The sequence below is a fragment of the Oceanobacillus bengalensis genome, from assembly GCF_003628445.1.
Classification (GTDB): Bacteria; Bacillota; Bacilli; order Bacillales; family Amphibacillaceae; genus Oceanobacillus; species Oceanobacillus bengalensis.
On the sequence record NZ_RBZO01000003.1, the window covers coordinates 1 to 22,171 of the forward strand.

Genomic DNA, 22,171 nt, shown 5'->3' on the forward strand with positions numbered 1-22,171 from the left:
GTTACTTTTATTATAATAGAATCGATGCTTATAAACACGTAAAAATCCATATTTTCCAGAAATTAATAAGGGACTTTTTCAGTGCCCTCTGCTGACGCACTACGGTGTCTCATCTAGGCCTCTCCTCCCACAGAAGTCTTCGTGTCTTTCCTCCACTATTATCCTGCTCTACTTTTCTACAAATTAGAAATATGCTTTTGTTTAACAAAGAACTATCCAAAACGTGATTTCATGTTCTATAACCTCAAAATAATTAGAGCAACTACCATAGCGGAGGCAGAATACGTAGACTCCTCGAAAATAAAGAACAATTTTCTTCGTGCGATGTGTCGCTGTCGAAGCATTCCTTGTCCTACGGGAAAAGCACGTGTCCGAAGACCCCGCAGCGGCGGTCTTTCCGCGAGGAGGCTGAGGCCGTGCCCGTGGAAAGCGAAGTATTCTGCCGCAGCGAATCCAAGCACATAACAATCATAAGAATGAGCGAGAGCGTTACAAAAGTTAATTTTCGTTACTTCACATTTCATATCAAAAATCTTTGGAGAGCTACCTTATTAGAAACTATCGGATAAACGGATTGTTTTCTTTTTCATGCTTTATCGTCGTTTTCGGTCCATGGCCTGGATAAACTGTATACGCTTCATCTAACGTATAAAAGTTATTACGAATGGTTGCAGCTAACTGGTTAAAATCTCCCCCTACCAAATCTGTCCTACCAATCCCTTGCCGAAATAAAACATCTCCTCCAATAATGAATTGTTCATCATGAAATATAAAACTTACACTTCCTGGTGAATGTCCTGGTGTATGGATTACATCAAAAGTGAAGAAGTTGATTTGTACTGTTTCTACCTTCAGTTTGTTTTCTGCTTCACCTATAATGATTTCATCCTTAAGTAAAGATAATGATCCATTTAATTGTGGATTGCCTAACCATGTGTGCTCCAATTCATGCAAATATAACTCAAGTTTATATCTTTTTCTAAGCTCGTCCACGGCACCAATATGATCAAAATGAGCATGCGTTAATAATATTGCTTGTGGAATGATTCCCTCTTGCGATAATGTTGCTTGTATCCTATCAGCATCTGCACCCGGGTCAATAATCAGCGCTTCTTTGTCCTTGATTATTAGATAACAATTAGTACCAATCGGCCCCACAGGTAATACTTTTACTTTCATTCAAAATCCCTCCAATTCCTTTATAATAAAATACTCTGTATATTTCTCGACAAACTCCATAGATTACTATAAAATAGTAGTTGATATATACATAATAAATCAAACATAATTCCCAATTCAGGTAATAATTAATTAGGGAGAGATACTTAAGGAGGTATGTAGAAAATGATGATGCATATCGTGTTAGCGGTATTATTTCTATTAGTTGCCATACTAGCTGTTATTTCAGTAGTTCGTCAATTAAAATTTAAAAATCTATTTGCATTACTGTTTTCAGGGCTTACAGCTGTAGCATTTGGATTTTTCTCCATCGCAACTTTGATTTCCGAGATATCCTCATTGTAGAATTAATACTTTATTATAAGAAAAGCTGCTTATCGAAAGCAGCTTTTCTTATTTATAAGGTTACTCTAACGTTTGGTGTTCTCATTTTTGTACGTCTAGCCTTATTCTTCTTTTTCAAAATCTAGAAAACGCAATAGATCTCCATAAATTAAATCGTCAGAGTGCTGTAATTCCGTTTGAACTTTATCACCGATTAAACTACATGCATTCTCTTCTTGCCCCTTATCGGAAGTTGTTTCATCATCTGTGGCAACTGGCTCTCCTGTTTGACGATCATAGCAGATACCAACAGTTGAGATATATTTTTCACTTATAAAGTCGCCATTTCTCAGTGCAATATATTCTTTACGATTATCAGAAAATAAATCATTCCCAAAGTAAACACCATTGTCTTCTTCAATTCCTAGTAAGCTTAACATCGTAGGTTTAATGTCAATCTGTCCAGCCACATCGGACATTACTTCCCCTTCACCATGGCCAGGAATATGAATAAATAAAGGTACTTTCTGTAATTGTACTTGATCATATGGTGTAATCTCTTCCTTATCCAAATACATACTCATCGCTTTATTATGATTAGCGCTTATTCCAATATGGTCACCCATAATAACGATAATCGAGTCTTCATATAAACCAGATGCTTTCAACTGACTAAAGAATTCTTCAAGCGCTTCGTCCATGTAACGGACTGCTGGGAAGTAATTATTTAACGTATTCGAGTTTGAGTCATACGCATCAATCGATTGATCTTCTTCATCTAATTCAAATGGAAAATGGTTCGTTAGTGTAATAAATTTAGCATAATATGGTTCTTCCATTGATTGTAAATACTTAATTGACTGTTCAAAGAAAGGTTTATCCTTTAAGCCCCATCCAATCGAGTTCTCATCTGTAACTTGATAAGCTGTCTCATCATAAAACAAGTCGAATCCTAAACTATCATACATTTGAAACCTATTCCAGAAGCTCCCATTATTCGCATGTAGTACAGAAGATGTATAGCCTTCTTCTTTGATAATTTCTGGAGTTCCATGGTATTCATTCCCACCATGGGTGAAAAAGACAGCCCCTCTGGATAATGGATAAAGTGAATTTTCGATGAGAAATTCAGAATCAGATGTGTTTCCTTGTCCCGTTTGCTCATAGAAATTTTCGAAATAGTACGTATCCTCATCCTGGGTTAGTTGATTCAAGAAAGGCGTTACTTCCTCCCCATTTACCTCATTATTTATTACAAAGGTTTGAAGAGACTCTGCGTTGATCCAGATAACATTTTTTCCTTCAGCAACACCAAACATTTCAGATTTCTCATCTGATATTTTCACATTTTCATTGATATAGTCCATAATGTCAACTAGCTCATTTCCGTCAGCAAATACACGCTGTGTTTCGGCTTTTGAATGTTGAACAATATCATAGACATGATAATTAAATAGGCCAATATTTTTCACCAAATACTCACGATCAAATCCTCGAGTAAATAACTGTGGTCTCTCCATTTCAGCTAAAAAGAAATTACCGGCTAGTAACAACAACGAAATGGAAAGTGCAAATACCTTACCGCTTCGTTGGTATTGTACAACCATCTCATCTTGACGCTTTTTACTTAAATACCAAATGATAGCTGCATCTACGAAAAGTAAAAGATCATAAGGTTTAATAAGCGTTAATATACTTGATCCTAAATCAGACATATTGCTTCCCATAAAGAGTTGTGGAATCGTAATAAAATCTGTAAATTGTCTATAGAACACAAGATTTGCAAAGACGATAAAAGATGTAATAAATACAGAGTATCGTATATATTTCATCTGTCTAGATGGCTTCTTAAACCAAACACTTATCGCAAGGATTAGAAAAGCCGAAACAAATGGATTAATAAACAAGATAACTTCTTGCATTACATTTTCTAACTCAATATTAAACATAAATCGATACACAAGATATGTTTTTAGACCGAATAAAATACTAGCAACCACATATAGCGGCAGCTTCGGACGTTTTAAATTCATACAATTATCCTCCCAAATTTCTTCTAATACTTTCTATCTATCTATTAAGAAATAATGAAAACAAGAAAAGATGGAGTAGTAGTTTTCATTATAATATATACTATAAGACGTATTATACAATAAAAAGGTTTCATTTACTTTACATTATCTTAATAATTATATATATTATAATGTTCTATTTTCGTGGTAAATAAACCCTTACGTTTTAATTACTTTTATCTAACATCTGTTTTACAAGAAATGCTCCACCAATGATACCCGCATCATTTCCTAACCTGGCAGTCTTTATTTCACACATTTCACGTAAGTTAGGTATTGCATATTTTTCAAATGCAGTAGTAATTTCTGTAATTAAGTAATCTCCTGCTTTAGAAACACCACCACCAATTAATATTACCGATGGATTTATAACGGTCGCTATATTTGCTATTGCTAATCCCAATACATCCGTAGTTTTTTTAACAATATGCACACAGGTCTTATCCCCACTCTTTGCTAAATCAAAAATATCCCTGGCAGATAATCCCCCTTTTTGCTTATAAAGCAAAGCTAAGTCGCTATTTGGATTTAAGGCAACCGCATCCATCCCTTGTCTTGTAATTCCAGTTGCAGAAGAAATGGTTTCTAAACAGCCAACTCCACCACAATTACACGGTGTTCCATTAGGATCGACCTTAATATGACCGATTTCACCAGCCATACCATTTTCTCCATTCAGGATAGAGCCGTTAACAATAATTCCACCACCAACACCAGTTCCAAGTGTAACAGCGATTATATTTTTCGCTTGATTTCCAGCACCTTGCCAATTTTCTCCTAGTGCAGCAATGTTAGCATCGTTTTGCACGAATACTGGGAGCTTACTTTTTTCAGTTAATTGTCCAGCCAAGTCGAAATTTTTCCAGCCAATATTTACCGCCTCGAATACAATCCCTGTTTCTGAATCAATAAATCCGGGAGCTCCTACACCAATTCCTAAAACAGATTTTATGTCTATATTTGCACTCGTAAATTTATGGTTTATCGCGTTCCATATATCATCGACAATTGCATGACCAGCATTTGTTTTATTTGTTTTTATTTCCCACTTTTCAATAATTTCTCCAATATGATTAATAAATCCTATCTTTACGGTTGTACCACCAATATCAATACCAATCATCATATCCTGCATTACCATTTTTCCTCTCTTCTAGATAATCTTGTTCTTTCTTTTCTCAATATTAATTTTGCAAACGTATAGTCATCCTGGTGAATGAATTTATAGGAGAACAAATCATCTATCTCCATTTCCATTAGCTCTATATCACCAATTCTGTCACCTGTATATACAAACGTTCCGTATTTTTTCAATAATTGTCTGACATCATAAACGGTTTTCAATGTAATCACCAACCAATATTATATCAAATTTATAGGCGTTAATGAAGTACGGACTAAAAAAACCCAAATCGATTTAACGATCTGGGTCTTGTGGATGTAAAAATTCTGGCCGATTTCTTTGCTGAGGAATTGGTGTACGAATAAATATCTCCTTAAATCCACGAAATGAAAATGGTAAAAATGGCCAGAAGTAAGGAATTTTAAAAGTTGTCATTCGTGTTAAGTAAAGAATCCATAATGTGATTCCACCTATATAACCAATAATACCAAAGGAAGCGGTGATAAGTAGTAGAACAATACGTACGATGTGATTCGCTAAACTCATCTCGTAACTTGGTGTCGCATACGTTCCAATCGCTGCAACAGCAATATATAGAATGACTTCATTTGAGAACCAACCAACTTCAACTGAAATTTGTCCAATTAAAATTGCCGCTACTAAGCCTAAAGCAGTCGCAAGTGAGGAAGGACTGTGAATGGCCGCCATTCGCAGCATATCCATTCCAATTTCAGCAATAATAAACTGGAGTAATATTGGTATATTTCCCTGTTCATTTGGTCCAATGAAATCTAGTCCCGCTGGAAGAAGGTCTGGTTGTACGGAAACCAAATAATATAATGGCAATATAAATATTGAAAGAAATACAGCAAGATAACGCACCATTCGTAAATATGCACCGATTAACGGCTTTTGCCTGTATTCCTCTGCATGCTGCAAGTGCTGCCAGTAAGTTGCAGGGGTTATCATGACACTTGGTGAGCCATCAATAATGATTAAGACATGACCTTCATATAAATGGGCTGCTGCAGTGTCAGGCCTTTCTGTGTACCTAATGGTTGGATATGGATTCCAGTGACGGCCACTAATGTATTCTTCAATCGTTTTCTCAGCCATTGGTATGCCATCCGTATCAATCTTCTTTAAAATATGTTTTAAATGCTCTACCCGCTCTGGTTCCGCAATATCCGCAAGATAACAGATCGCTATATCAGTCTTGGAACGTCTTCCTATCTGCAGGTATTCCATCCGTAACGATCGATCCCTTACCCTTCTTCTAGTTAGAGACGTATTAAAAACAATCGTCTCCACATAACCATCCCTTGAACCCCGTACTACTCTTTCTAAATCTGGTTCCCCTGGTGAACGAACGGTATATGTACGAGCATCAATAATAATTACTTTTTCAATGCCCTCCACAATAAGAACAGTTGGACCTGCTAAAACGGTATCTGCAGCTTGATTAAGATCCTCCACATTATCCAATTCCATATATGGGATGTAGGTTTTCAACAACTTTTGTAATGGATCAGGTTCTAATTGCTCAGGTTCTAATTTTGCCAAGAATTTCATTAATAGATGTAAAATATCATCCTTTGCAAATCCATCGACCATAAACATAGCCATTTTTCTACCTGCGTATTCTAAATCTAAACGGATTAAGTCAAAGCTCTCATCAACGCCTAAGCGTTCATTCATATATTCAACATTTTTGGTAAATGATCGAAATACTGGCTGTTTTTCACTTTCCATTCATCTTCACACCTGTCATTTCCTAATTTACGTTTAGTTTCTTCTTGTTTATAATTTCTATACGTTATAAACCAAACTCATCTAAGAAAGACGGTTCTTACAAGCTAATATGAATCAAGGACCAGGCTCACCGATTATTTCTTCATATAGTTCTTTAAAACTTTCATTAGTTGAATCCATACGATACGCTTTACGGATATTCTCTCTAGCAGCTTCTATATTACCTTGATTAAAGTAAAGCAAAGATAAATTATGATAAGATTCTGGAATAGCTTCATAGGTTATGCTGTTTTCTAAATCATCGATTGCCCGTTCAATCATATCGAGTTCGATATATGCGTAGGAACGTTGAAAGAGTAGTAGACCCTCTCTATCTCCACCTGTTTCTAGCGCTTCTGTTGCAACTTCTACTACAGTTTCAAACTGTTCTTCCTCTATTAGTGATTCAATTTCCATTAAATAATAAGTTTGATTATTTAGGTTATTATAGGTACCAAAATAGATGAGACCCGCGACCATTACTACATAAACAAGCATAGCTACAAACTGCATCACTATTTTTTTCTTATTTGGTAGATGAATAATTGCAGACGCAATAAAGCCCGCAACTAATCCACCGATGTGTGCTGCCATATCAATTTGCTCTAACGTAAACCCAAATGCAATATTAATACCGAGTACAACTAAAATATTTAATCCCATCGTTTGGAAAAAGATTCGTTTATGAATGATACCAAAAAACAATAAGGCGCCAAACAATCCAAATATAGCACCAGATGCTCCAGCAGATACATTTGCAGAAAATGCGAAACTAGCAAGCCCACCACCGATACCTGCTAAAGAATAAATAAAAATAAAACGCCATTTCCCGTAGATTTTTTCAACAGCTGTTCCCAAATAATAAACTGCGAGCATATTCATTAATAAATGGAGAAAGCCAATGTGTAAAAACATGGAACTAATTATTCTCCACCATTCATTATTCTCAATGATGGCAGGATTGTATTTCGCACCATAATCAATCAAGGTATCAATTACCATACTTCCGCCGTTTATTTCAAGCAGAATAAACATGATAATATTTAAAATAATGATGGCAAAGGTAAAAAATGGCTTTCCAAATGAAAATACATTATGAATTTCCTTACGTTTCTCTTCAACCGTTAAAACAAGCTTCTCTTTGTATCTTTTCCGTTCTACTTCCAATTCTTCATCTGAAAAATAGGAATCATCCTGGGTGATTTTGTTTACGTCCAGTGTATCTATAAGTCTCGTTAATTCTGATTTATAATTCTCTTCATCTAGATAGTAAACGTTCATCTTAACTGGATTTTTCTCTTTCAATTGCATCGGTCTCTTTAAAGCTTCCCAATCATCAACTGGAGGGTACGAAGAAACATAAATATTATATATCTCTATCTCTTTTCCCCTTAATAACTTCTTCATATTCTTAGCCTTTTGAAAAACGATGGCAATATCTTTTCGCAAATGATTTTGCCAATCAAAGCCTTTATGAATCAATCTGATAACTTTCGATTTTTTGTTTTGATATAATTCAAGCCAAATCTCATTTATATTTGTATCTATATGTAAAATTTCATACTTTTCACTTTCAACTAATTGATAAGCTATCTTATATAACATATATTGTTCATTTAAATGCATATATTCACATCCTTCCTTTCATCATAACAATTGTAACATTTAAAAAAGAAGTTGCACGTTAGACAACTTCTTCATCCATCCTTTTTACATTTCGTTTCTAAATAAGCTTGGAAGTAATTTTGCTCTTAACCCGGGGAGATTCATGGAAATTTTTACAGCTAGTTTCCTGATAATACCTATTGCTAATAGTGCATTCATCACACGGTATCTCCATTTATATAAAAATGAGACAGCTGATGCGATAAAGACAATACTGACGAAAGCTCTCAATATTAACACCTCTTTTATCAATGGTATTAATAGTTTTGCTTATTCCACATCAATTATGCATTGTACAAGTAAAGTAAAACTCTCACCACAAAATGTGATAAGAGTTTTGTTATTTACAAATTATTTTGTTTCACGGTGTAAAGTGTGTTTTTTAAGACGTGGGCAATATTTCATAAGCTCGATACGCTCAGGATTATTACGTTTATTTTTCTTAGTAATATAATTACGATCACCTGTCTCAGTACAAGCTAGTGTTACGTTTACGCGCATGATTTTCCCTCCAAACTATAAAAACTTGCTAATGGTTCCTAAAAACATTTAAAGACCTAATTTATAATACCAAAATTTAAATAAACAATCAATATTAAATGGAAAATAATTAAAGTTTTCTTGTAGTGCTATCTATGGTATAACTGTATTGTGTTAAAAAAAGAAGATCAGCTAGACTTATGCAGATAGATAAATGGTATAATTACTTATCTGCTAAAAAAGGAGGTAACAAAATGATTTCTGTAGTAATTTCCATCCTAATTGTTGCAGTAGCTTTATTCGTGCTGTCCTATTTCGTCAATGATAAATTTGAAGAACTAGAAGGGCAAGTGGAACAATTATCGATTACTACCATGCAAGATACATATCAAATGAAGAAAAAAATTAAGATTTTAGAGGAAGAACTTCTACCAAATAATCTTGATGATGATATGCTATCAAATCAAAAATAGATCAATCTAATAAAGAAGGAGAAACATATGAAACAACTTCTACGCTATTTTTCAGTAGGATTATTTGCCGCTGGAATCATCATGCTCATTGGATTGTACTTTACAGATACAAGAGATGTTGAAGAGTATACTGCGAAAGAATTAATACCCTATGTTGAAAATGAAGGTTATCATGTCATAGATAATGAAGAATATATTTCTTTAACATTAAACTCTAATAAAGTAACTGAAGAAGATAACCAATCAAAAGAAGCAGATTCCACAAAGACGGAAAGTCCTAAAGAAGATAAAGAAGAACCAGCTAAAGATGTAAAAGAATCAGCCAATGAAGAAAAAGACACAAGAAAAGAAAATGAAGAAGACAAAGAGAAAGAAAAAGAAGAAGAAGTAAAAGTAACAAATTACACACTTACGATCGAATCTGGAATGCTCACCTCAACAATTAGTTCTATATTAGAGGAAAATAAAATTATCGATAATGCCAGAGAATTTACCAACTATTTAGATGATAACGATTATAGTTTACTTGTTCAGCTTGGTGATTTCAAATTGAATAGTGATATGAGTTTCTATGAATTAGCTGAGGCAATTACGAATTAGGTAGTCTCACCCAAAACATATCTTATATCCAAAACAACAAAGGGTAGATAGCGTAACGAAAAGCTATCTACCCTTTTAGTATATCCACAAATCTTAATTCAAGTTAAAATTCTCACCTTTAACAAGATATAATATACTTTCACCTACGTTTGTAACATGATCCGCATACCTTTCTAGGTATCTAGCACAAAAAGAGACTTGCATAATATACTGTATTTTATCTGGATTTGTAGCTGTTTCTCCTAACAACTCGCTAACAACCGTTCTATACAATCTGTCTACTTGATCATCCATTTCACCTAGCTTCCCTGCTATACCTGCATCTTCATTTTGGAAAGCTAGAATAGCTGTTTGTAGCATTTTTGTTGTTATTTCATGCATGTTTTTTATGTTTTGTGGGATAGTAGAGAAATTCTTACCTAGCTTTATCGTTGATTTGGCAATATTCTTTGCATTGTCTGCCATTCTTTCAATGTCTGTTACAATTCGTAATGCAATAATAATTCTCCGTAAATCAGTTGCCACAGGATGTTGCTTGGCAATAAGTAAAATTGCTTTATCATTAATTTCCATTTCAGACCGATCGATATGATAATCATTTTCGATTACTCGTTTTGCTTTTTCTAAGTCTTGGTTATAAAAAGCCGTAATTGCCTCATTTAAAGCTTCTTTTGCAGCGAAGGCTAATTTTACTATTTGATTATTCAATGCTTCTATCTCATTTTTAAATTGATCTCTTGTTACCATATTTCATCCACCTCCACTAGGTTCATTTCCACCATTATACCTAAAGATTATTAATTTCGTATAAATATTTTGTAAGATTTCGTTTACAATAGATGAAAATAGCCAAGAGCACAACAAAGTTGGGCTCTTGGCTGTCTATTCATTTTCTGTTTCTTCTTCTGAGTCATCAGTAGTAGAGCCGTTGTTTCCACTTGCTCTCTCTTTTTTCAACTCGAAATAGGTGTCCATAATTTGTTCACCTATTTTATTATTAATACCAGTATAGCTTGGATTTAGATTCGGTACTACAATTGCAAAGGCAATCTCCGGATTATCATAAGGTGCGTATCCAATCAAATTTAGGTTTACCGTTTCGACGCCATATACATCACCATTTGCATCTGTTTCAAATACTTCACTTTCAGCTGTACCCGTTTTACCTGCTGGTTTGTATTCTTTATTTCTGAAGTAACTTGCAGCGGTTCCGCCTTGCTCCTGGAATACCCTACGGAATCCTTCCTGTACCCGATCAAGATAGTCCATACTAATTCGATTTAATACTTTGGGATTTTGCGTTTGATAAATTGCACCGACCTCATCTTCTGATGCTTTCGGTTCACGTAATTCCTTCATAAAATGAGGCTCTACACGGTTGCCACCATTTGCAATTGTAGATACATATTGCGCTAATTGCATGGTCGTATACGTATCAAACTGTCCGACTGCATAGTGGAGTAAATTACCAGCTTGAAAGTCGGTACCTACATAGCCAGTTGCTTCATAAGGAAAATCAATCCCCGTTTTTACTCCAAGACCAAATTGCGAAAAATAATTTCTAAATTCCTGAAAAGCATTGTTTAGAGATATGCGATCAATTGCGACACTGCTACCGTTAGGATATGGATATCGATAATCTCCACCTAATCTTAATGCAATATATCCCATATAAACGTTTGAAGATACTTTTAACGCATCTATATCATTTACTGCACCAAGAGTACTGCTCCAAGAACTGAATGGATTTTGCGGTAATCCAATTGTACGATCGTAGAATACTTGGCCAGGCGAAATAACTCCAGATTCAAAACCAGATAATACCGTTGCTCCTTTTACGACTGAACCAGGTCGATGCGCATCATAAATTGTTTTAAAAGCAGCATTACTGAATTCATCATTTTTTCTATCATAGTGCTGTCCAGAAACAGCAAGTAGTTCTCCTGTATTCGGGTCCATCACTACTGCAAGCACGTCATTTAATTTACTATTTGCAGGTACTGCCTCTTTTAAAGCGTCTAATAGTATTTTATCGACTCTTTCCTGAAACTCCATATCGATTGATAAAACTAAATCCTTTCCACGTTCTCCTTCAACAACCGTTTCTGCACCAATAATACTACCATCTTTCGTTGTTGTATATTGAATTTGCTCTTTTCTTCCTTTAAGTAAATCTTCGTAATACTCCTCTAGTCCACTTTTACCAACCCGGTCATTTCTACTGTAACCTCTTGTTAAATAATAACTTTCATTTTCAGCTGGAATACCCTCTTCCTGAGTTGTAATCGAACCGAGTAAACTCTGTATTGTAGATTCATATAAATATTCCCGGTCCCAATCTGTTGTAGCATTGATCCCTGGCAATTCCGCTAAATGTTCGGAGACTTTGGCATACTCATCAACTGTTACCCCCTCATTCTTGACAATTTGAGGAGTCAGGGAATATGCCTTATCCAATTCTTTCTTAATTGAAATTACTTCTTTCTCTTCCAAACTAAAATTGCTGATTTCCTCTTCTGTAATTAAATCTAATGTTGCGTTATACACTTCTGCATTAGACAAATCAGCCGTTTCTTCTGGAGAGATTCTTTCGTCAGCTTCCTCTTTATTTTCTAAATACCAGTATTCTTTCAAGTTTCTTTCCGTTAAGGTATCATCGAAGTATTCCTCTGGATCTTCATCCACCGGAACCATCGTAATAAACTCTGCTAATTTCTTAGCAACCTTAAGCCGATCAATAGCCTGTACACCTTTTGCTGGTGTATACGTAATCGAATATATTGGCTTATTATCAACAATGATGTTGTGGTATCTATCATATATTTTCCCTCTAGGAACTGGAATCTTCGTTGTGTCTTGAATCGTTCGGTCGATTTCATCTTGAAAAGCTTCCCCATTTAAGATTTGCACAACACCCAATTGAAGAATTAATACTGAAAAAAGCAAGAAAATAACAAAAAATAGTATATTTATTCGAAAGGGAAGTTGTGCTTTCTTTTTTTTCTTTTTCTTGTCAACCATCTGTTCTCCCCCACAATTTGTAAAATCATATTTTTATTCCATATTGATTTTACCATAGCTAACGATTTTTTTCGTCAGTAATCTGTTCTTTCATTAAAATTTCCTTCTTTGGAGAACTTCCCAAATATATATTCTTAACAAATAAGTAGATAAACAAATGCCCAGAACCCAGCATAACAAGAAGTACAGGGATAACTCTTTCTGCTTCAAAGAAATATACCGCAATTAAAAAAATAATTACTGATACAAGTCTACCTATATTCAGAAACAATTCACGAATTACGATGTACTCGATTCGCATTTCTCCAGCTTTACGCGCCTTTCCGATCACATCATAGGTAAGCGAGATATATGGTACATTGATAATTGGAAAGGCAATTCCAATAATAATCGCGTAAATGATTAATAACAAATAATTTATTTCAAATAAAATAATGAAAATCGAGAAATACACTAGGAGTGCCCCTAATAATATTGCTTTTTTCCTAAATGCTGGCTTAATGAATTTTGTCACGATAAAATAAAGAACAGCAGAGAGCCCTGACAGCACGAGATTAAAAGTACCTAAAGCGAACTCACTTTGTGTAACGACGAACACCCAAATCGAAATCACAAATGCAAATACACCTTCTCTCATCCCTTGAAAAAAATGAGCATGTAGGATTCGTTTCCAGTTTTTATTATGATGCCTTTCTGCTAAGATACGTTTAAAGTAGAAAGTGCCTTCTGCTTTTCTTCGATTAATAAAGAAACTCAAAACTACCGCAAGTATGAACAACGTAAATGAAATGGTAAAGATGGTGGTATACCCAATATTATCGGACATCTTTGATATAATAATCCCTGCTAATAGTGGTCCAACCATACCACCAAGTGATTGCAGAATTCCCAAAAAGCCATTAAAGAAATCTCTCGTATCTGGTTCCGTAATCTCGAAAGTCAATACATTAAATGCTAGCCAATAAAATCCATACCCAATACCTAGCAAACTTCCCAGTAAAAAATTGTACTTAGAGGCTGCATCACCAATCAATAGAACACATAAAAAAAACAATGCTAAAAATGTTACACCTAACCTTAATACAATGATACGGTCAACCTTCTTCGCAACCCTACCCGCGAGTATGAAGGTGAGCCCCATAAAAAGATTCGTTGCAAGATGGTAAACAGCAATCGTTACATAGTCACCCGACTGTCTCCACAAATAAATGTTTACAAAAGTATTGGAAAGAAATATCCCTAAAGAATAGAATCCCCCTATTAATAATAAAAGCAACAAATCCCGACTAATATTTAATTTCTTCAAGAATGTTTGTAGTGTTTTCTGCATATCTAACTACTCCTTTTGTCTTTTCTTAGTGTAAACGAATAAAGAGTAGATATACGCAAAAAAGCGAAGAGCACCTGTTTGATCTGTGTAACTTCACCGATTGGCTTGTAACGTGGTGAAAACATTACTTTTTTAGCAGCACGGCCCATTTCATTTTTCTTCGTGTATACTTCTATACCTTTTCAATTCATAACAACCATCAGTATAAATATCATAAGAGAACTCATTACCTAAAAAAGAAGACATAATCTCAAAAACAGAGAATTATGCCTTTTTTTATAATATAGGGATTTTTTTGAGGTGCATGAAAATCCCACGTATTTTTTTGTATTAGTTATTTAGCTGCAGAATAATTCTTCGCAACTTCATCCCAATTTACTACATTCCAGAATGCTGAAATGTAATCAGGACGTTTGTTTTGATATTTAAGATAATAAGCATGCTCCCAAACATCCAAGCCTAATAATGGTGTTTTCCCTTCCATTAACGGTGAATCTTGGTTTGGAGTGCTTGTAACTTCTAGTTCTCCATTATTCACGACTAACCAAGCCCAACCTGAACCGAAGCGAGTCTTTGCAGCATTTGCAAATTCTTCTTTAAAAGCATCTAAACTACCAAATTTTTCATTTATTTTATCCGCTAATTCTCCAGTTGGTTCGCCACCACCTGTTGGTGATAATGTTTTCCAGAATAAACTATGGTTAGCATGTCCACCACCATTGTTACGTACAGCTGTACGTTTTGCTTCAGGAACAGCATCTAAATTACTGATTAATTCTTCTACTGTTTTTCCAGCAAGGTCTGTACCTTCAACAGCACCATTTAAATTTGTAACATACGTATTATGATGCTTCGTATGATGTATGTTCATTGTTTCTTTATCGATAGTAGGTTCAAGTGCATCGTATGCATAAGGTAACTCTGGTAATTCAAATTTTGCCATAATTAATCTTCCTCCCTAAATGAATTGGTTAAAAAAGGTATTAAACCCTTTAATTAGAAGATTATCACTGCTACACTACACTTGCAAATTATTTGCTCCTAAATATGAACAAAAATAAAAAAACAAGCCAACGCTTGTTTAAAAGGTGGCTCGGGACGGAATCGAACCGCCGACACAAGGATTTTCAGTCCTCTGCTCTACCGACTGAGCTACCAAGCCATATTTAGTTTAAAAACGAAGATGAAGTTCTTGCTTGAAATTTAGCGTCGAAGCTTATTCGAAGAGGATAACGACTCTACCTCTACTTCTACTAGTTTATTCAAAGATGATTGGTGTATCGAGGTTACTCGTAGCTTATTCGGGAGAAGTATTGCTCGTTGCTCTACCGACTGAGCTACCAAGCCATATTTAGTTTAATTATTTCTCAAGTTACTATCAAATTATATGTATGGAGGAGGTAGAGGGATTCGAACCCCCGCGCGGTTTGACCCGCCTGTCGGTTTTCAAGACCGATCCCTTCAGCCAGACTTGGGTATACCTCCGAGTTTATTATGGTGGACCCTGTAGGACTCGAACCTACGACCGATCGGTTATGAGCCGATAGCTCTAACCAACTGAGCTAAGGGTCCTAAATGTTTTTTATCAAATGGGGCGACCGGTGGGGATTGAACCCACGAATGCCGGAGCCACAATCCGGTGCGTTAACCACTTCGCCACGACCGCCATTTTAAACATTATATAATTGGTAGCGGCGGAGGGGATCGAACCCACGACCTCACGGGTATGAACCGTACGCTCTCGCCAGCTGAGCTACGCCGCCACTTGGCTCCACAGGTAGGATTCGAACCTACGACCGATCGGTTAACAGCCGATTGCTCTACCACTGAGCTACTGTGGAATTTTATATTGCTATTATTTATAACAGCAACGATATTTAATTTAACATAAACTTTATATGTTGTCAATAATTTCCATAAGATTTTTTGACAAACTTCTATAATCATTCTTTAAAAACGACAATGTTTATATTAACATCTTTTTCTTAATAATTCAATAGCCAAAAACATTAATTATATAATCAAATAAAACATAGGAAAGGAAGGTCTTCACCTTCCTTCTCCTCCTTTAATCTCCTAACACATCTTCAGCAATATTTACAGCATGGTCCCCGATTCGTTCTAAATTACTAATAATATCAACGAATACTATTCCAGCTGGGCCACTGCATAAACCTTCATTCATACGAATGATATGTTTCTTTCGGTAATCGCGTTCCATTTTATCAATTTGCTCTTCCTTCTGAACAACCTCAAGCGCCTTTTCTCTATTTGACTCATCTAATGCATTGACTGCTTGTTTAACAGTCATCAAAGTAAGGTCAAACATGTTATTTAAATCTTCTAATGCGCCTTCAGTAAGATGGACTTTATTTGAAATTTTATAGTCGACTAATTCAATAATATTCTCAAAATGATCACCAATACGCTCAATATCACGAACAGTATCCATTAAAGCGGTGTGCTTAGCACTTTCCGCTTCAGACAATGAACCAGCAGAGACTTGTACCAAATAATCCGTGATTTTCTGATCAAGATTATTTAATGCACCTTCTATCTGCATTGCCGCTTCCGAATGCTTTTGTGAATTCGTTGTTAAGTAAAGAATCGTTTCTTCTAATCCCTTAGCCGCATATTCTCCCATACGCACAATTTCAGATTTTGCTTGATCCAAAGCAAGTGCAGAAGATCTTTCAATAAAAATTGGATCTAAATGCTGTGGCTTGTACTCAACAATTGCATCCTCACCTGGAATGATTTTTGTAACAATCCATGCAAGCCCCGCAATAAACGGGAATTGAATTACTGTGTTTAGAATGTTAAAGCTACCGTGCGCAAAAGCAATTGTCATCTCCGCATTCAAGTTTAATTGTCCTTGTAACCAAACAACATACGCTGTAAAAGGTACCAATAAAATTAAGAAAATTGTAGAACCTACTACGTTAAAAATAACATGAGTCAATGCTGCTCTTTTCGCTGCAACTGACGCACCAATCGATGCTAAAATCGCAGTTATGGTTGTTCCGATATTATCACCGAACAATACAGGCAAGGCCGCATCTAGTGCCATTGCCCCTTCTGCATATAGTCCCTGTAGAATTCCAACTGTTGCACTAGAACTTTGAACAATTAATGTGAAAACAGTACCAATAACAACCCCAAGTATTGGATTATCACTCATACTCACCGTAAGCTCATGAAATGCTTCTAAACTACGTAATGGTTTCATTCCACTGCTCATTAATTCCAAACCGTAAAATAGAGCACCAAAGCCAAAAACAGCTTGACCAGCGGCAGTAATAATTGGTTTTTTAAAGAAGAAAATAGTAAATGCTCCAATTGCTAAAATCGGTAAAGAATAGGCACCAATATCAATTCCAATGATAAAAGCAGTAACGGTTGTACCGATATTTGCACCCATTATAACACCAATCGCTTGCTTGAGTGTCATAAATCCTGCACTTACTAGCCCCACAGTAATTACTGTCGTACCAGAACTACTCTGAATAAGTATAGTTACAATGATACCAGCGAGTACACCTAAAAACGGATTACTTGTAAATCGATCAAGTATATCTCGTAACCGATCACCAGCTGATTTCTGTAGCCCATCCCCCATAAATTTAATACCTAGAAGGAAAATACCTAGTCCACCTAAAAATTCAAAAATTAGTCCTTGCAAATCTAGTTCCAATTATGTAACATCCCTTCACTGATGTGATTCTTTTTATACCCTCATCTATCTTAATGATAAGTTAAGGTATTGTAAATATTTTTCGTCAAAAATTTACATTAAATTTACAAATCATACTATCTACTGTTATTTTCCCTCGAATTTTAAATCTCATTCATTGTAAAAAATATTTAATTTCCCTTCTAATTCATTATTTTTCACACAAAAAAACTCCCACAATAATAGGAGTATTTCTGTTTTAATATACTTTTTCAACTAGTATTTTTGTTCCATCGACTTGCTTTACACGAATTTTACTGTTTTTCTCTATCCATTGACCATTTGAAACAGCACTAAAATCCTTTCCATTAACATTTATAACACCAACTGGACGTAAATCTGTTCGTGTAATTCCTTCTTGATTTAGAAGCTCTTGGTATGCCATATTCATGGAGTTATAACCTGCTTCACTCGTTAGTTGGTCTTTCAGCGCAAGTTTGGTCCACATGTTTCGCCGTTTGAATACCTTTAAGAATAAAAACGATCCTGCTGTACCAATAATAACACCTAATACAGCGTATAATCCAGCAGTGAAACTAGGTGCTACCAACGCAACTGCAACTAACATAATTCCTAACCCTAACGTTGCAAGTGTTCCATCATTTACAACTTTTCCATCTACAATTATAAGTAATAATCCAACAAAGTATAAAATAAGCATAATAATAAAAGAGCTTGTTTCTACTACATATGCACCAAAGTACACAGTCATAAAGCCAATTCCTAATAAACCAAATATACCCCGTGCATTAACTAATATTTCCCCCAAAAGAAATAATGTACCAAGACCTGTTATTACGATTCCAATCCATTCTATATTAAATAATTCCATTAAAATCCCCCCCTCTTAAATAATAGTACGGATTTCTAATATAAATTGTTTCATTTAAAAGGAGAAAATACAATGCATTTTTTTAAAAGAATGTCACTTTATATAATTATTCTAATGCTAATTGCAAGTATATATAAAGACTTATCTTTAGGGACTGCAAATAATAAGGTAATGGACATACCAGCTAATACAGAGACAATTAACCATATATCATATGATATCATGCAAATAAAAATTTCACCTGGTGATACCTTGTTATCAGTCGTTGAGGGGATTAATAGCAGCAATGCAAAACTCAATTTTGATAACTTGATAAATGATTTCAAAGCATTAAATCCAAATGTGGATCCTTACAAGCTCGAGCCAAATACCTTTTATTATTTTCCAGTATATAACAGAAAGGAGACTGAATAAAATCCAGTCTCCTCATTATATCTAAAAAAATGGTATTATAAAGAGGGTAATCAGAATAGAAATTGCACCTGCTGCAATTGCTATATTACCTAAAGTGTCTGCACCACGGCTTCTAGAAACAAATCCCATAATAATACCAGCAGCACCTAAAATGACTGGCCATACAAAAAAGGAAATAATCGATAGGGCTAGACCTATCCATCCATACATCGTATTTACTTCCCCATCACTATCAGCCATGTTTCTTACTTCATAATCGTTTGCGGTGAATTCAGCTGCGTACTCTTCATTTCTAGAGCTATCTGGTTCAATGCCGACATAATCTTGGTTCTTAATTTCTTCCCCATGATTTGGTGCAGCTTCTATATGGTCTTTCTCATCTGGATACTTTTCCATATATCTGACCTCCTTCTTAAGTTGAGGTGCAGTTATAGTGTATGGATTCTGGGCATTTCTATTATGTTATTTTATGGAAGCAGGTTAACTTTCTGTTGCAACATGCATATAGTACTTAAGAATCTCAATAAAGGATGTTCAAAAAGGAGTTAGTTAAATGTCTTTTATCATCAAAGAATTGGTTAAAAATAAATTAAAACAAATCAGCGCAAATGAACTATTACAGTATGGAAAACAATACGGATTCACATTATCACAAAACCAGGCTTCAGAAATTACTCATTTTTTAAGAAATAACACGCTCGATCCCTTTCAAACAAAGGATCGTGAAGAAATGTTCCGCAAGTTGGCAGAAATTACCGATATTGAAACAGCAAAACAAGCTAGAAAACTATTAGACGAAATCATTAAATCCTATGGGCTAGCTTATTTATTCGAGTAAAAAAGAGGGTAACGAAATTGTTATCCCTCTTTTCTTTTAGCTATTCATTATTTTATCTCTAAGGTTTTCCTGAAATTCACCTTTTCTGATCATTTCTATCTCAAATTTATATGGTGCTTTTTTATTTTTCTTATCTTCACCGACATAAGGTGTTTCCAATATCTTCGGAAGTTCATCTAATTGCGGGTGTTTAATGATGTAATGTAGTGCATTAAAGCCAATATGGCCAAAACCAATATTCTCATGTCGATCCTTATGTGCACCTCGTACATTTTTACTATCATTAACATGAATAACTTTAATGCGATTTACACCGATTGTTTTATCGAATTCATTCAAAACACCATCAAAATCATTCACAATATCATATCCAGCATCATGTATATGACAAGTATCTAAACATACGGACAACTTATCGTTATGTGTGACCCCATCAATTATTTTAGCTATTTCTTCAAATTTCCGACCGATCTCAGTCCCTTTACCAGCCATTGTCTCTAATGCAATCTGTACATCCTGATCTTTTTCAAGTACTTCATTTAAACCTTCAATAATCTTCTTTATACCTTCTTCAGGACCTGCACCTACATGAGCACCAGGGTGCAAGACTATCTGCTTTGCACCAATTGCCATCGTTCGCTCAATTTCACTGCGGAGGAAATTCACACCTAATTCAAATGTAGCGGGTTTTGTAGTATTTCCGATATTAATAATGTAGGGTGCGTGTACAATAATATCAGATATCCCATTCTCCTTCATATGTTCAAGGCCTGCTTCAATGTTTAATTCCTCGATTGGTTTTCTTCTGGTGTTTTGTGGTGCTCCAGTATAAATCATTAACGTATTAGCCCCGTAGGAAACTGCTTCCTCACTCGACCCTAACAACATTTTTTTACCACTCAATGATACATGTGAACCTAATTTCAACAACTTTTACACCTCTCCTTGTCACATTTCTAATCTATTTTCTTTTATTTTTTACATTCTTTCCTAACTGCTTCTTAATGGACTCTTGTTGTCTCTTCATTTTCTTCTTATACCCTGGTTTTACTTTATTTACCTTACGAACCTGTTTCCATGCCTCTTTTTCAAGGTTTGTCGTTGTTTTTGTCCTTAATTGACGCTCATTCCACGGTTTCGCTTCCAACCATTCACCATTTTTTACATCGACAAAGGTAAATGCTAGACCTTTTTCTTCTAGCTTGTTAATTAGTTTTAAATCCTCTTCATTATAAAGACTAATTGCGGTTCCTTCCATACCAGCCCTAGCCGTTCTACCTACGCGATGTATATAGAATTCTTCCTCTTTTGGGATTTGTGCATTTATGACATGGCTTACTCCTTTAATATCAATACCTCTTGCTGCTAAGTCTGTCGCAACAATATATTGATATCTAAGGTTTTGAATTTCCTTCAGTACACGTTTTCTTTCTCTCGGAGTTAACCCACCATGAATCAACCCAACTTCTAGACCTCTTTCAATAAGTGAGTCTGCTAATTCATTTGCTTGCTTTTTCCCATTTGTAAAAATAATGGCAAGATAAGGATGAATCACATTTGAAATTTCCAGAATAACATCCGCTTCATTCCGATGTTTTAACGCAATTAGGCGATGTTCCATTGTCTCTGGTGAGAAATGATCTTCTACTTTAATATAAATTGGATTTTCTAAGTATTTCTTAAAAAAGTGCTGAAGTCTTTCTGGAATGGTTGCTGAGAAGACTAGTAGTTGGATATCCTTTTTAGAACGGACAAGCAATTTGTCTACATCATCGATAAATCCTAAATCTAGCATTAAATCTGCTTCATCAATGACAAATGATTTAGCAGAGAAAATGGATAAAACATTTTCGTTAACTAAATCGAGAATTCTTCCTGGTGTCCCCACAATAATGTGAGGCGCTTCTTTTAATTTATCCTTCATCTTTTGTTTATCCGTTCCACCTACAAGAAGTTTAGCAATCCATTCGCCTTCCTTATCAGCTAGCGTAATGATTTTCTTCACCTCATCATATAGCTGTGTGGCTAACTCTCTAGTTGGTGCTGTGATCACGAATTGAACTTCACGTTTTGTCGTATCTAATTGATTAAATAATGGTAATAAAAATGCATGTGTCTTTCCCGAACCTGTACGAGACTGTCCAATGACACTTTGTCCTTTTAATACCTTTGGAATTACTTTTTCTTGTACTTCAGTTGGTTGCTTAAACTTTAGTTTCCCTATAACATCAATCATTCTCTGATCTAAAGAAAAAGCCTCAAATTTACTTTTGTTTGTATTCATCATGTAGAACTC

22 protein-coding genes and 6 tRNA genes are annotated in these 22,171 nt (G+C 35.1%); 5 read left to right on the plus strand and 23 right to left on the minus strand.

Annotated elements, in window-relative coordinates; translation table 11 throughout:
* Positions 1-558: 558 nt before the first annotated feature.
* Positions 559-1,179: an MBL fold metallo-hydrolase gene (locus tag D8M05_RS02680; RefSeq protein ID WP_121128394.1), complete on the minus strand. Its 621-nt coding sequence runs from the start codon at positions 1,177-1,179 to the stop codon at positions 559-561.
* A gap of 171 nt (positions 1,180-1,350) precedes the next feature.
* Between D8M05_RS02680 and D8M05_RS02685 the strand changes: the two genes are divergently transcribed.
* Complete coding sequence (locus tag D8M05_RS02685; protein ID WP_121128745.1) at positions 1,351-1,524, plus strand: DUF2759 family protein; 174 nt, start codon at positions 1,351-1,353, stop codon at positions 1,522-1,524.
* A 101-nt stretch (positions 1,525-1,625) separates the two neighbouring features.
* Here the strand turns inward: D8M05_RS02685 and D8M05_RS02690 are convergent, their stop codons facing one another.
* The 7 genes from D8M05_RS02690 to rpmG all read right to left on the minus strand — a co-directional run bounded on the left by D8M05_RS02690 (position 1,626) and on the right by rpmG (position 8,655).
* The gene (locus tag D8M05_RS02690; RefSeq protein ID WP_121128396.1) at positions 1,626-3,536 is read right to left on the minus strand and encodes an LTA synthase family protein; all 1,911 of its coding nucleotides are present in this window, start codon (positions 3,534-3,536) and stop codon (positions 1,626-1,628) included.
* 205 nt (positions 3,537-3,741) lie between these two features.
* Positions 3,742-4,710 carry an ROK family glucokinase gene (locus tag D8M05_RS02695; RefSeq protein WP_121128747.1) on the minus strand — a complete coding sequence of 323 codons (969 nt, stop codon included), beginning with the start codon at positions 4,708-4,710 and terminating at the stop codon, positions 3,742-3,744.
* Positions 4,710-4,928: a YqgQ family protein gene (locus tag D8M05_RS02700; RefSeq protein WP_379543048.1), complete on the minus strand. Its 219-nt coding sequence runs from the start codon at positions 4,926-4,928 to the stop codon at positions 4,710-4,712. The genes D8M05_RS02695 and D8M05_RS02700 overlap by 1 nt, the downstream gene beginning before the upstream one ends.
* A 64-nt stretch (positions 4,929-4,992) precedes the next feature.
* Positions 4,993-6,450 carry a spore germination protein gene (locus tag D8M05_RS02705; RefSeq protein ID WP_121128400.1) on the minus strand — a complete coding sequence of 486 codons (1,458 nt, stop codon included), beginning with the start codon at positions 6,448-6,450 and terminating at the stop codon, positions 4,993-4,995.
* A 114-nt stretch (positions 6,451-6,564) separates the two neighbouring features.
* A complete protein-coding gene (locus tag D8M05_RS02710) occupies positions 6,565-8,115 on the minus strand; it encodes a rhomboid family intramembrane serine protease (protein ID WP_121128402.1) in 1,551 nt (516 codons plus the stop codon).
* Between the two features lie 84 nt (positions 8,116-8,199).
* Positions 8,200-8,385, minus strand: coding sequence for a hypothetical protein (locus D8M05_RS02715; RefSeq protein WP_121128403.1), 186 nt, complete (start codon positions 8,383-8,385; stop codon positions 8,200-8,202).
* A gap of 120 nt (positions 8,386-8,505) precedes the next feature.
* Positions 8,506-8,655: a 50S ribosomal protein L33 gene (rpmG, locus tag D8M05_RS02720; protein ID WP_121128405.1), complete on the minus strand. Its 150-nt coding sequence runs from the start codon at positions 8,653-8,655 to the stop codon at positions 8,506-8,508.
* Positions 8,656-8,888: 233 nt separating this feature from the next.
* On the opposite strand from rpmG, the gene D8M05_RS02725 reads away from it, so the two are divergent.
* Both D8M05_RS02725 and D8M05_RS20080 read left to right on the plus strand, forming a co-directional pair.
* On the plus strand, positions 8,889-9,107 hold the full coding sequence (locus D8M05_RS02725) for a hypothetical protein (protein ID WP_121128407.1): 219 nt from the start codon (positions 8,889-8,891) through the stop codon (positions 9,105-9,107).
* Positions 9,108-9,134: 27 nt separating this feature from the next.
* Positions 9,135-9,707: a hypothetical protein gene (locus D8M05_RS20080; RefSeq protein ID WP_121128409.1), complete on the plus strand. Its 573-nt coding sequence runs from the start codon at positions 9,135-9,137 to the stop codon at positions 9,705-9,707.
* Between the two features lie 93 nt (positions 9,708-9,800).
* Here the strand turns inward: D8M05_RS20080 and phoU are convergent, their stop codons facing one another.
* From phoU to D8M05_RS02790, 12 genes are all read right to left on the minus strand, one after another.
* Complete coding sequence (gene phoU / locus D8M05_RS02735) at positions 9,801-10,454, minus strand: phosphate signaling complex protein PhoU (protein WP_121128411.1); 654 nt, start codon at positions 10,452-10,454, stop codon at positions 9,801-9,803.
* A gap of 135 nt (positions 10,455-10,589) precedes the next feature.
* Complete coding sequence (locus D8M05_RS02740; RefSeq protein WP_121128413.1) at positions 10,590-12,728, minus strand: peptidoglycan D,D-transpeptidase FtsI family protein; 2,139 nt, start codon at positions 12,726-12,728, stop codon at positions 10,590-10,592.
* A 58-nt stretch (positions 12,729-12,786) separates the two neighbouring features.
* Positions 12,787-14,058: an MFS transporter gene (locus D8M05_RS02745; protein WP_121128415.1), complete on the minus strand. Its 1,272-nt coding sequence runs from the start codon at positions 14,056-14,058 to the stop codon at positions 12,787-12,789.
* A 334-nt stretch (positions 14,059-14,392) separates the two neighbouring features.
* A complete protein-coding gene (sodA, locus tag D8M05_RS02750) occupies positions 14,393-15,001 on the minus strand; it encodes a superoxide dismutase SodA (protein WP_121128417.1) in 609 nt (202 codons plus the stop codon).
* A gap of 146 nt (positions 15,002-15,147) precedes the next feature.
* Positions 15,148-15,220 (minus strand) — tRNA-Phe (locus D8M05_RS02755).
* Between the two features lie 230 nt (positions 15,221-15,450).
* A tRNA-Ser gene (locus tag D8M05_RS02760) sits at positions 15,451-15,543 on the minus strand.
* Between the two features lie 10 nt (positions 15,544-15,553).
* Positions 15,554-15,630: transfer RNA gene (locus D8M05_RS02765), tRNA-Ile, on the minus strand.
* Between the two features lie 18 nt (positions 15,631-15,648).
* A tRNA-His gene (locus D8M05_RS02770) sits at positions 15,649-15,724 on the minus strand.
* A 20-nt stretch (positions 15,725-15,744) separates the two neighbouring features.
* A tRNA-Met gene (locus D8M05_RS02775) sits at positions 15,745-15,821 on the minus strand.
* A gap of 3 nt (positions 15,822-15,824) precedes the next feature.
* Positions 15,825-15,899 (minus strand) — tRNA-Asn (locus tag D8M05_RS02780).
* A gap of 227 nt (positions 15,900-16,126) precedes the next feature.
* Positions 16,127-17,752, minus strand: coding sequence for a Na/Pi cotransporter family protein (locus D8M05_RS02785; RefSeq protein WP_121128419.1), 1,626 nt, complete (start codon positions 17,750-17,752; stop codon positions 16,127-16,129).
* A gap of 238 nt (positions 17,753-17,990) precedes the next feature.
* Positions 17,991-18,623, minus strand: coding sequence for an NfeD family protein (locus tag D8M05_RS02790; RefSeq protein WP_121128421.1), 633 nt, complete (start codon positions 18,621-18,623; stop codon positions 17,991-17,993).
* Between the two features lie 72 nt (positions 18,624-18,695).
* Between D8M05_RS02790 and D8M05_RS02795 the strand changes: the two genes are divergently transcribed.
* Positions 18,696-19,037: a hypothetical protein gene (locus tag D8M05_RS02795; protein WP_121128423.1), complete on the plus strand. Its 342-nt coding sequence runs from the start codon at positions 18,696-18,698 to the stop codon at positions 19,035-19,037.
* 21 nt (positions 19,038-19,058) lie between these two features.
* On the opposite strand, the gene D8M05_RS02800 is transcribed toward D8M05_RS02795, so the two are convergent.
* Positions 19,059-19,433, minus strand: coding sequence for a hypothetical protein (locus D8M05_RS02800; protein ID WP_121128425.1), 375 nt, complete (start codon positions 19,431-19,433; stop codon positions 19,059-19,061).
* A 157-nt stretch (positions 19,434-19,590) separates the two neighbouring features.
* On the opposite strand from D8M05_RS02800, the gene D8M05_RS02805 reads away from it, so the two are divergent.
* Positions 19,591-19,875 carry a DUF2624 domain-containing protein gene (locus D8M05_RS02805; RefSeq protein WP_121128427.1) on the plus strand — a complete coding sequence of 95 codons (285 nt, stop codon included), beginning with the start codon at positions 19,591-19,593 and terminating at the stop codon, positions 19,873-19,875.
* Between the two features lie 36 nt (positions 19,876-19,911).
* Here the strand turns inward: D8M05_RS02805 and D8M05_RS02810 are convergent, their stop codons facing one another.
* Both D8M05_RS02810 and D8M05_RS02815 read right to left on the minus strand, forming a co-directional pair.
* Complete coding sequence (locus tag D8M05_RS02810) at positions 19,912-20,805, minus strand: deoxyribonuclease IV (protein WP_121128429.1); 894 nt, start codon at positions 20,803-20,805, stop codon at positions 19,912-19,914.
* Between the two features lie 31 nt (positions 20,806-20,836).
* Positions 20,837-22,162 carry a DEAD/DEAH box helicase gene (locus D8M05_RS02815; protein ID WP_425454161.1) on the minus strand — a complete coding sequence of 442 codons (1,326 nt, stop codon included), beginning with the start codon at positions 22,160-22,162 and terminating at the stop codon, positions 20,837-20,839.
* Positions 22,163-22,171: the final 9 nt, after the last annotated feature.

Coding starts and splice junctions, on each gene's coding strand:
- D8M05_RS02740 (WP_121128413.1), bottom strand. CDS start 12,728: ATGGTTGACAAGAAAAAGAAAAAAAAGAAAGCACAACTTCCCTTTCGA.
- D8M05_RS02685 (WP_121128745.1), top strand. CDS start 1,351: ATGCATATCGTGTTAGCGGTATTATTTCTATTAGTTGCCATACTAGCT.
- D8M05_RS02745 (WP_121128415.1), bottom strand. CDS start 14,058: ATGCAGAAAACACTACAAACATTCTTGAAGAAATTAAATATTAGTCGG.
- D8M05_RS02790 (WP_121128421.1), bottom strand. CDS start 18,623: ATGGAATTATTTAATATAGAATGGATTGGAATCGTAATAACAGGTCTT.
- D8M05_RS20080 (WP_121128409.1), top strand. CDS start 9,135: ATGAAACAACTTCTACGCTATTTTTCAGTAGGATTATTTGCCGCTGGA.
- D8M05_RS02725 (WP_121128407.1), top strand. CDS start 8,889: ATGATTTCTGTAGTAATTTCCATCCTAATTGTTGCAGTAGCTTTATTC.
- D8M05_RS02710 (WP_121128402.1), bottom strand. CDS start 8,115: ATGCATTTAAATGAACAATATATGTTATATAAGATAGCTTATCAATTA.
- D8M05_RS02815 (WP_425454161.1), bottom strand. CDS start 22,162: ATGATGAATACAAACAAAAGTAAATTTGAGGCTTTTTCTTTAGATCAG.
- D8M05_RS02690 (WP_121128396.1), bottom strand. CDS start 3,536: ATGAATTTAAAACGTCCGAAGCTGCCGCTATATGTGGTTGCTAGTATT.
- sodA (WP_121128417.1), bottom strand. CDS start 15,001: ATGGCAAAATTTGAATTACCAGAGTTACCTTATGCATACGATGCACTT.
- D8M05_RS02805 (WP_121128427.1), top strand. CDS start 19,591: ATGTCTTTTATCATCAAAGAATTGGTTAAAAATAAATTAAAACAAATC.
- D8M05_RS02680 (WP_121128394.1), bottom strand. CDS start 1,179: ATGAAAGTAAAAGTATTACCTGTGGGGCCGATTGGTACTAATTGTTAT.
- D8M05_RS02705 (WP_121128400.1), bottom strand. CDS start 6,450: ATGGAAAGTGAAAAACAGCCAGTATTTCGATCATTTACCAAAAATGTT.
- phoU (WP_121128411.1), bottom strand. CDS start 10,454: ATGGTAACAAGAGATCAATTTAAAAATGAGATAGAAGCATTGAATAAT.
- D8M05_RS02795 (WP_121128423.1), top strand. CDS start 18,696: ATGCATTTTTTTAAAAGAATGTCACTTTATATAATTATTCTAATGCTA.
- D8M05_RS02695 (WP_121128747.1), bottom strand. CDS start 4,710: ATGCAGGATATGATGATTGGTATTGATATTGGTGGTACAACCGTAAAG.
- rpmG (WP_121128405.1), bottom strand. CDS start 8,655: ATGCGCGTAAACGTAACACTAGCTTGTACTGAGACAGGTGATCGTAAT.
- D8M05_RS02800 (WP_121128425.1), bottom strand. CDS start 19,433: ATGGAAAAGTATCCAGATGAGAAAGACCATATAGAAGCTGCACCAAAT.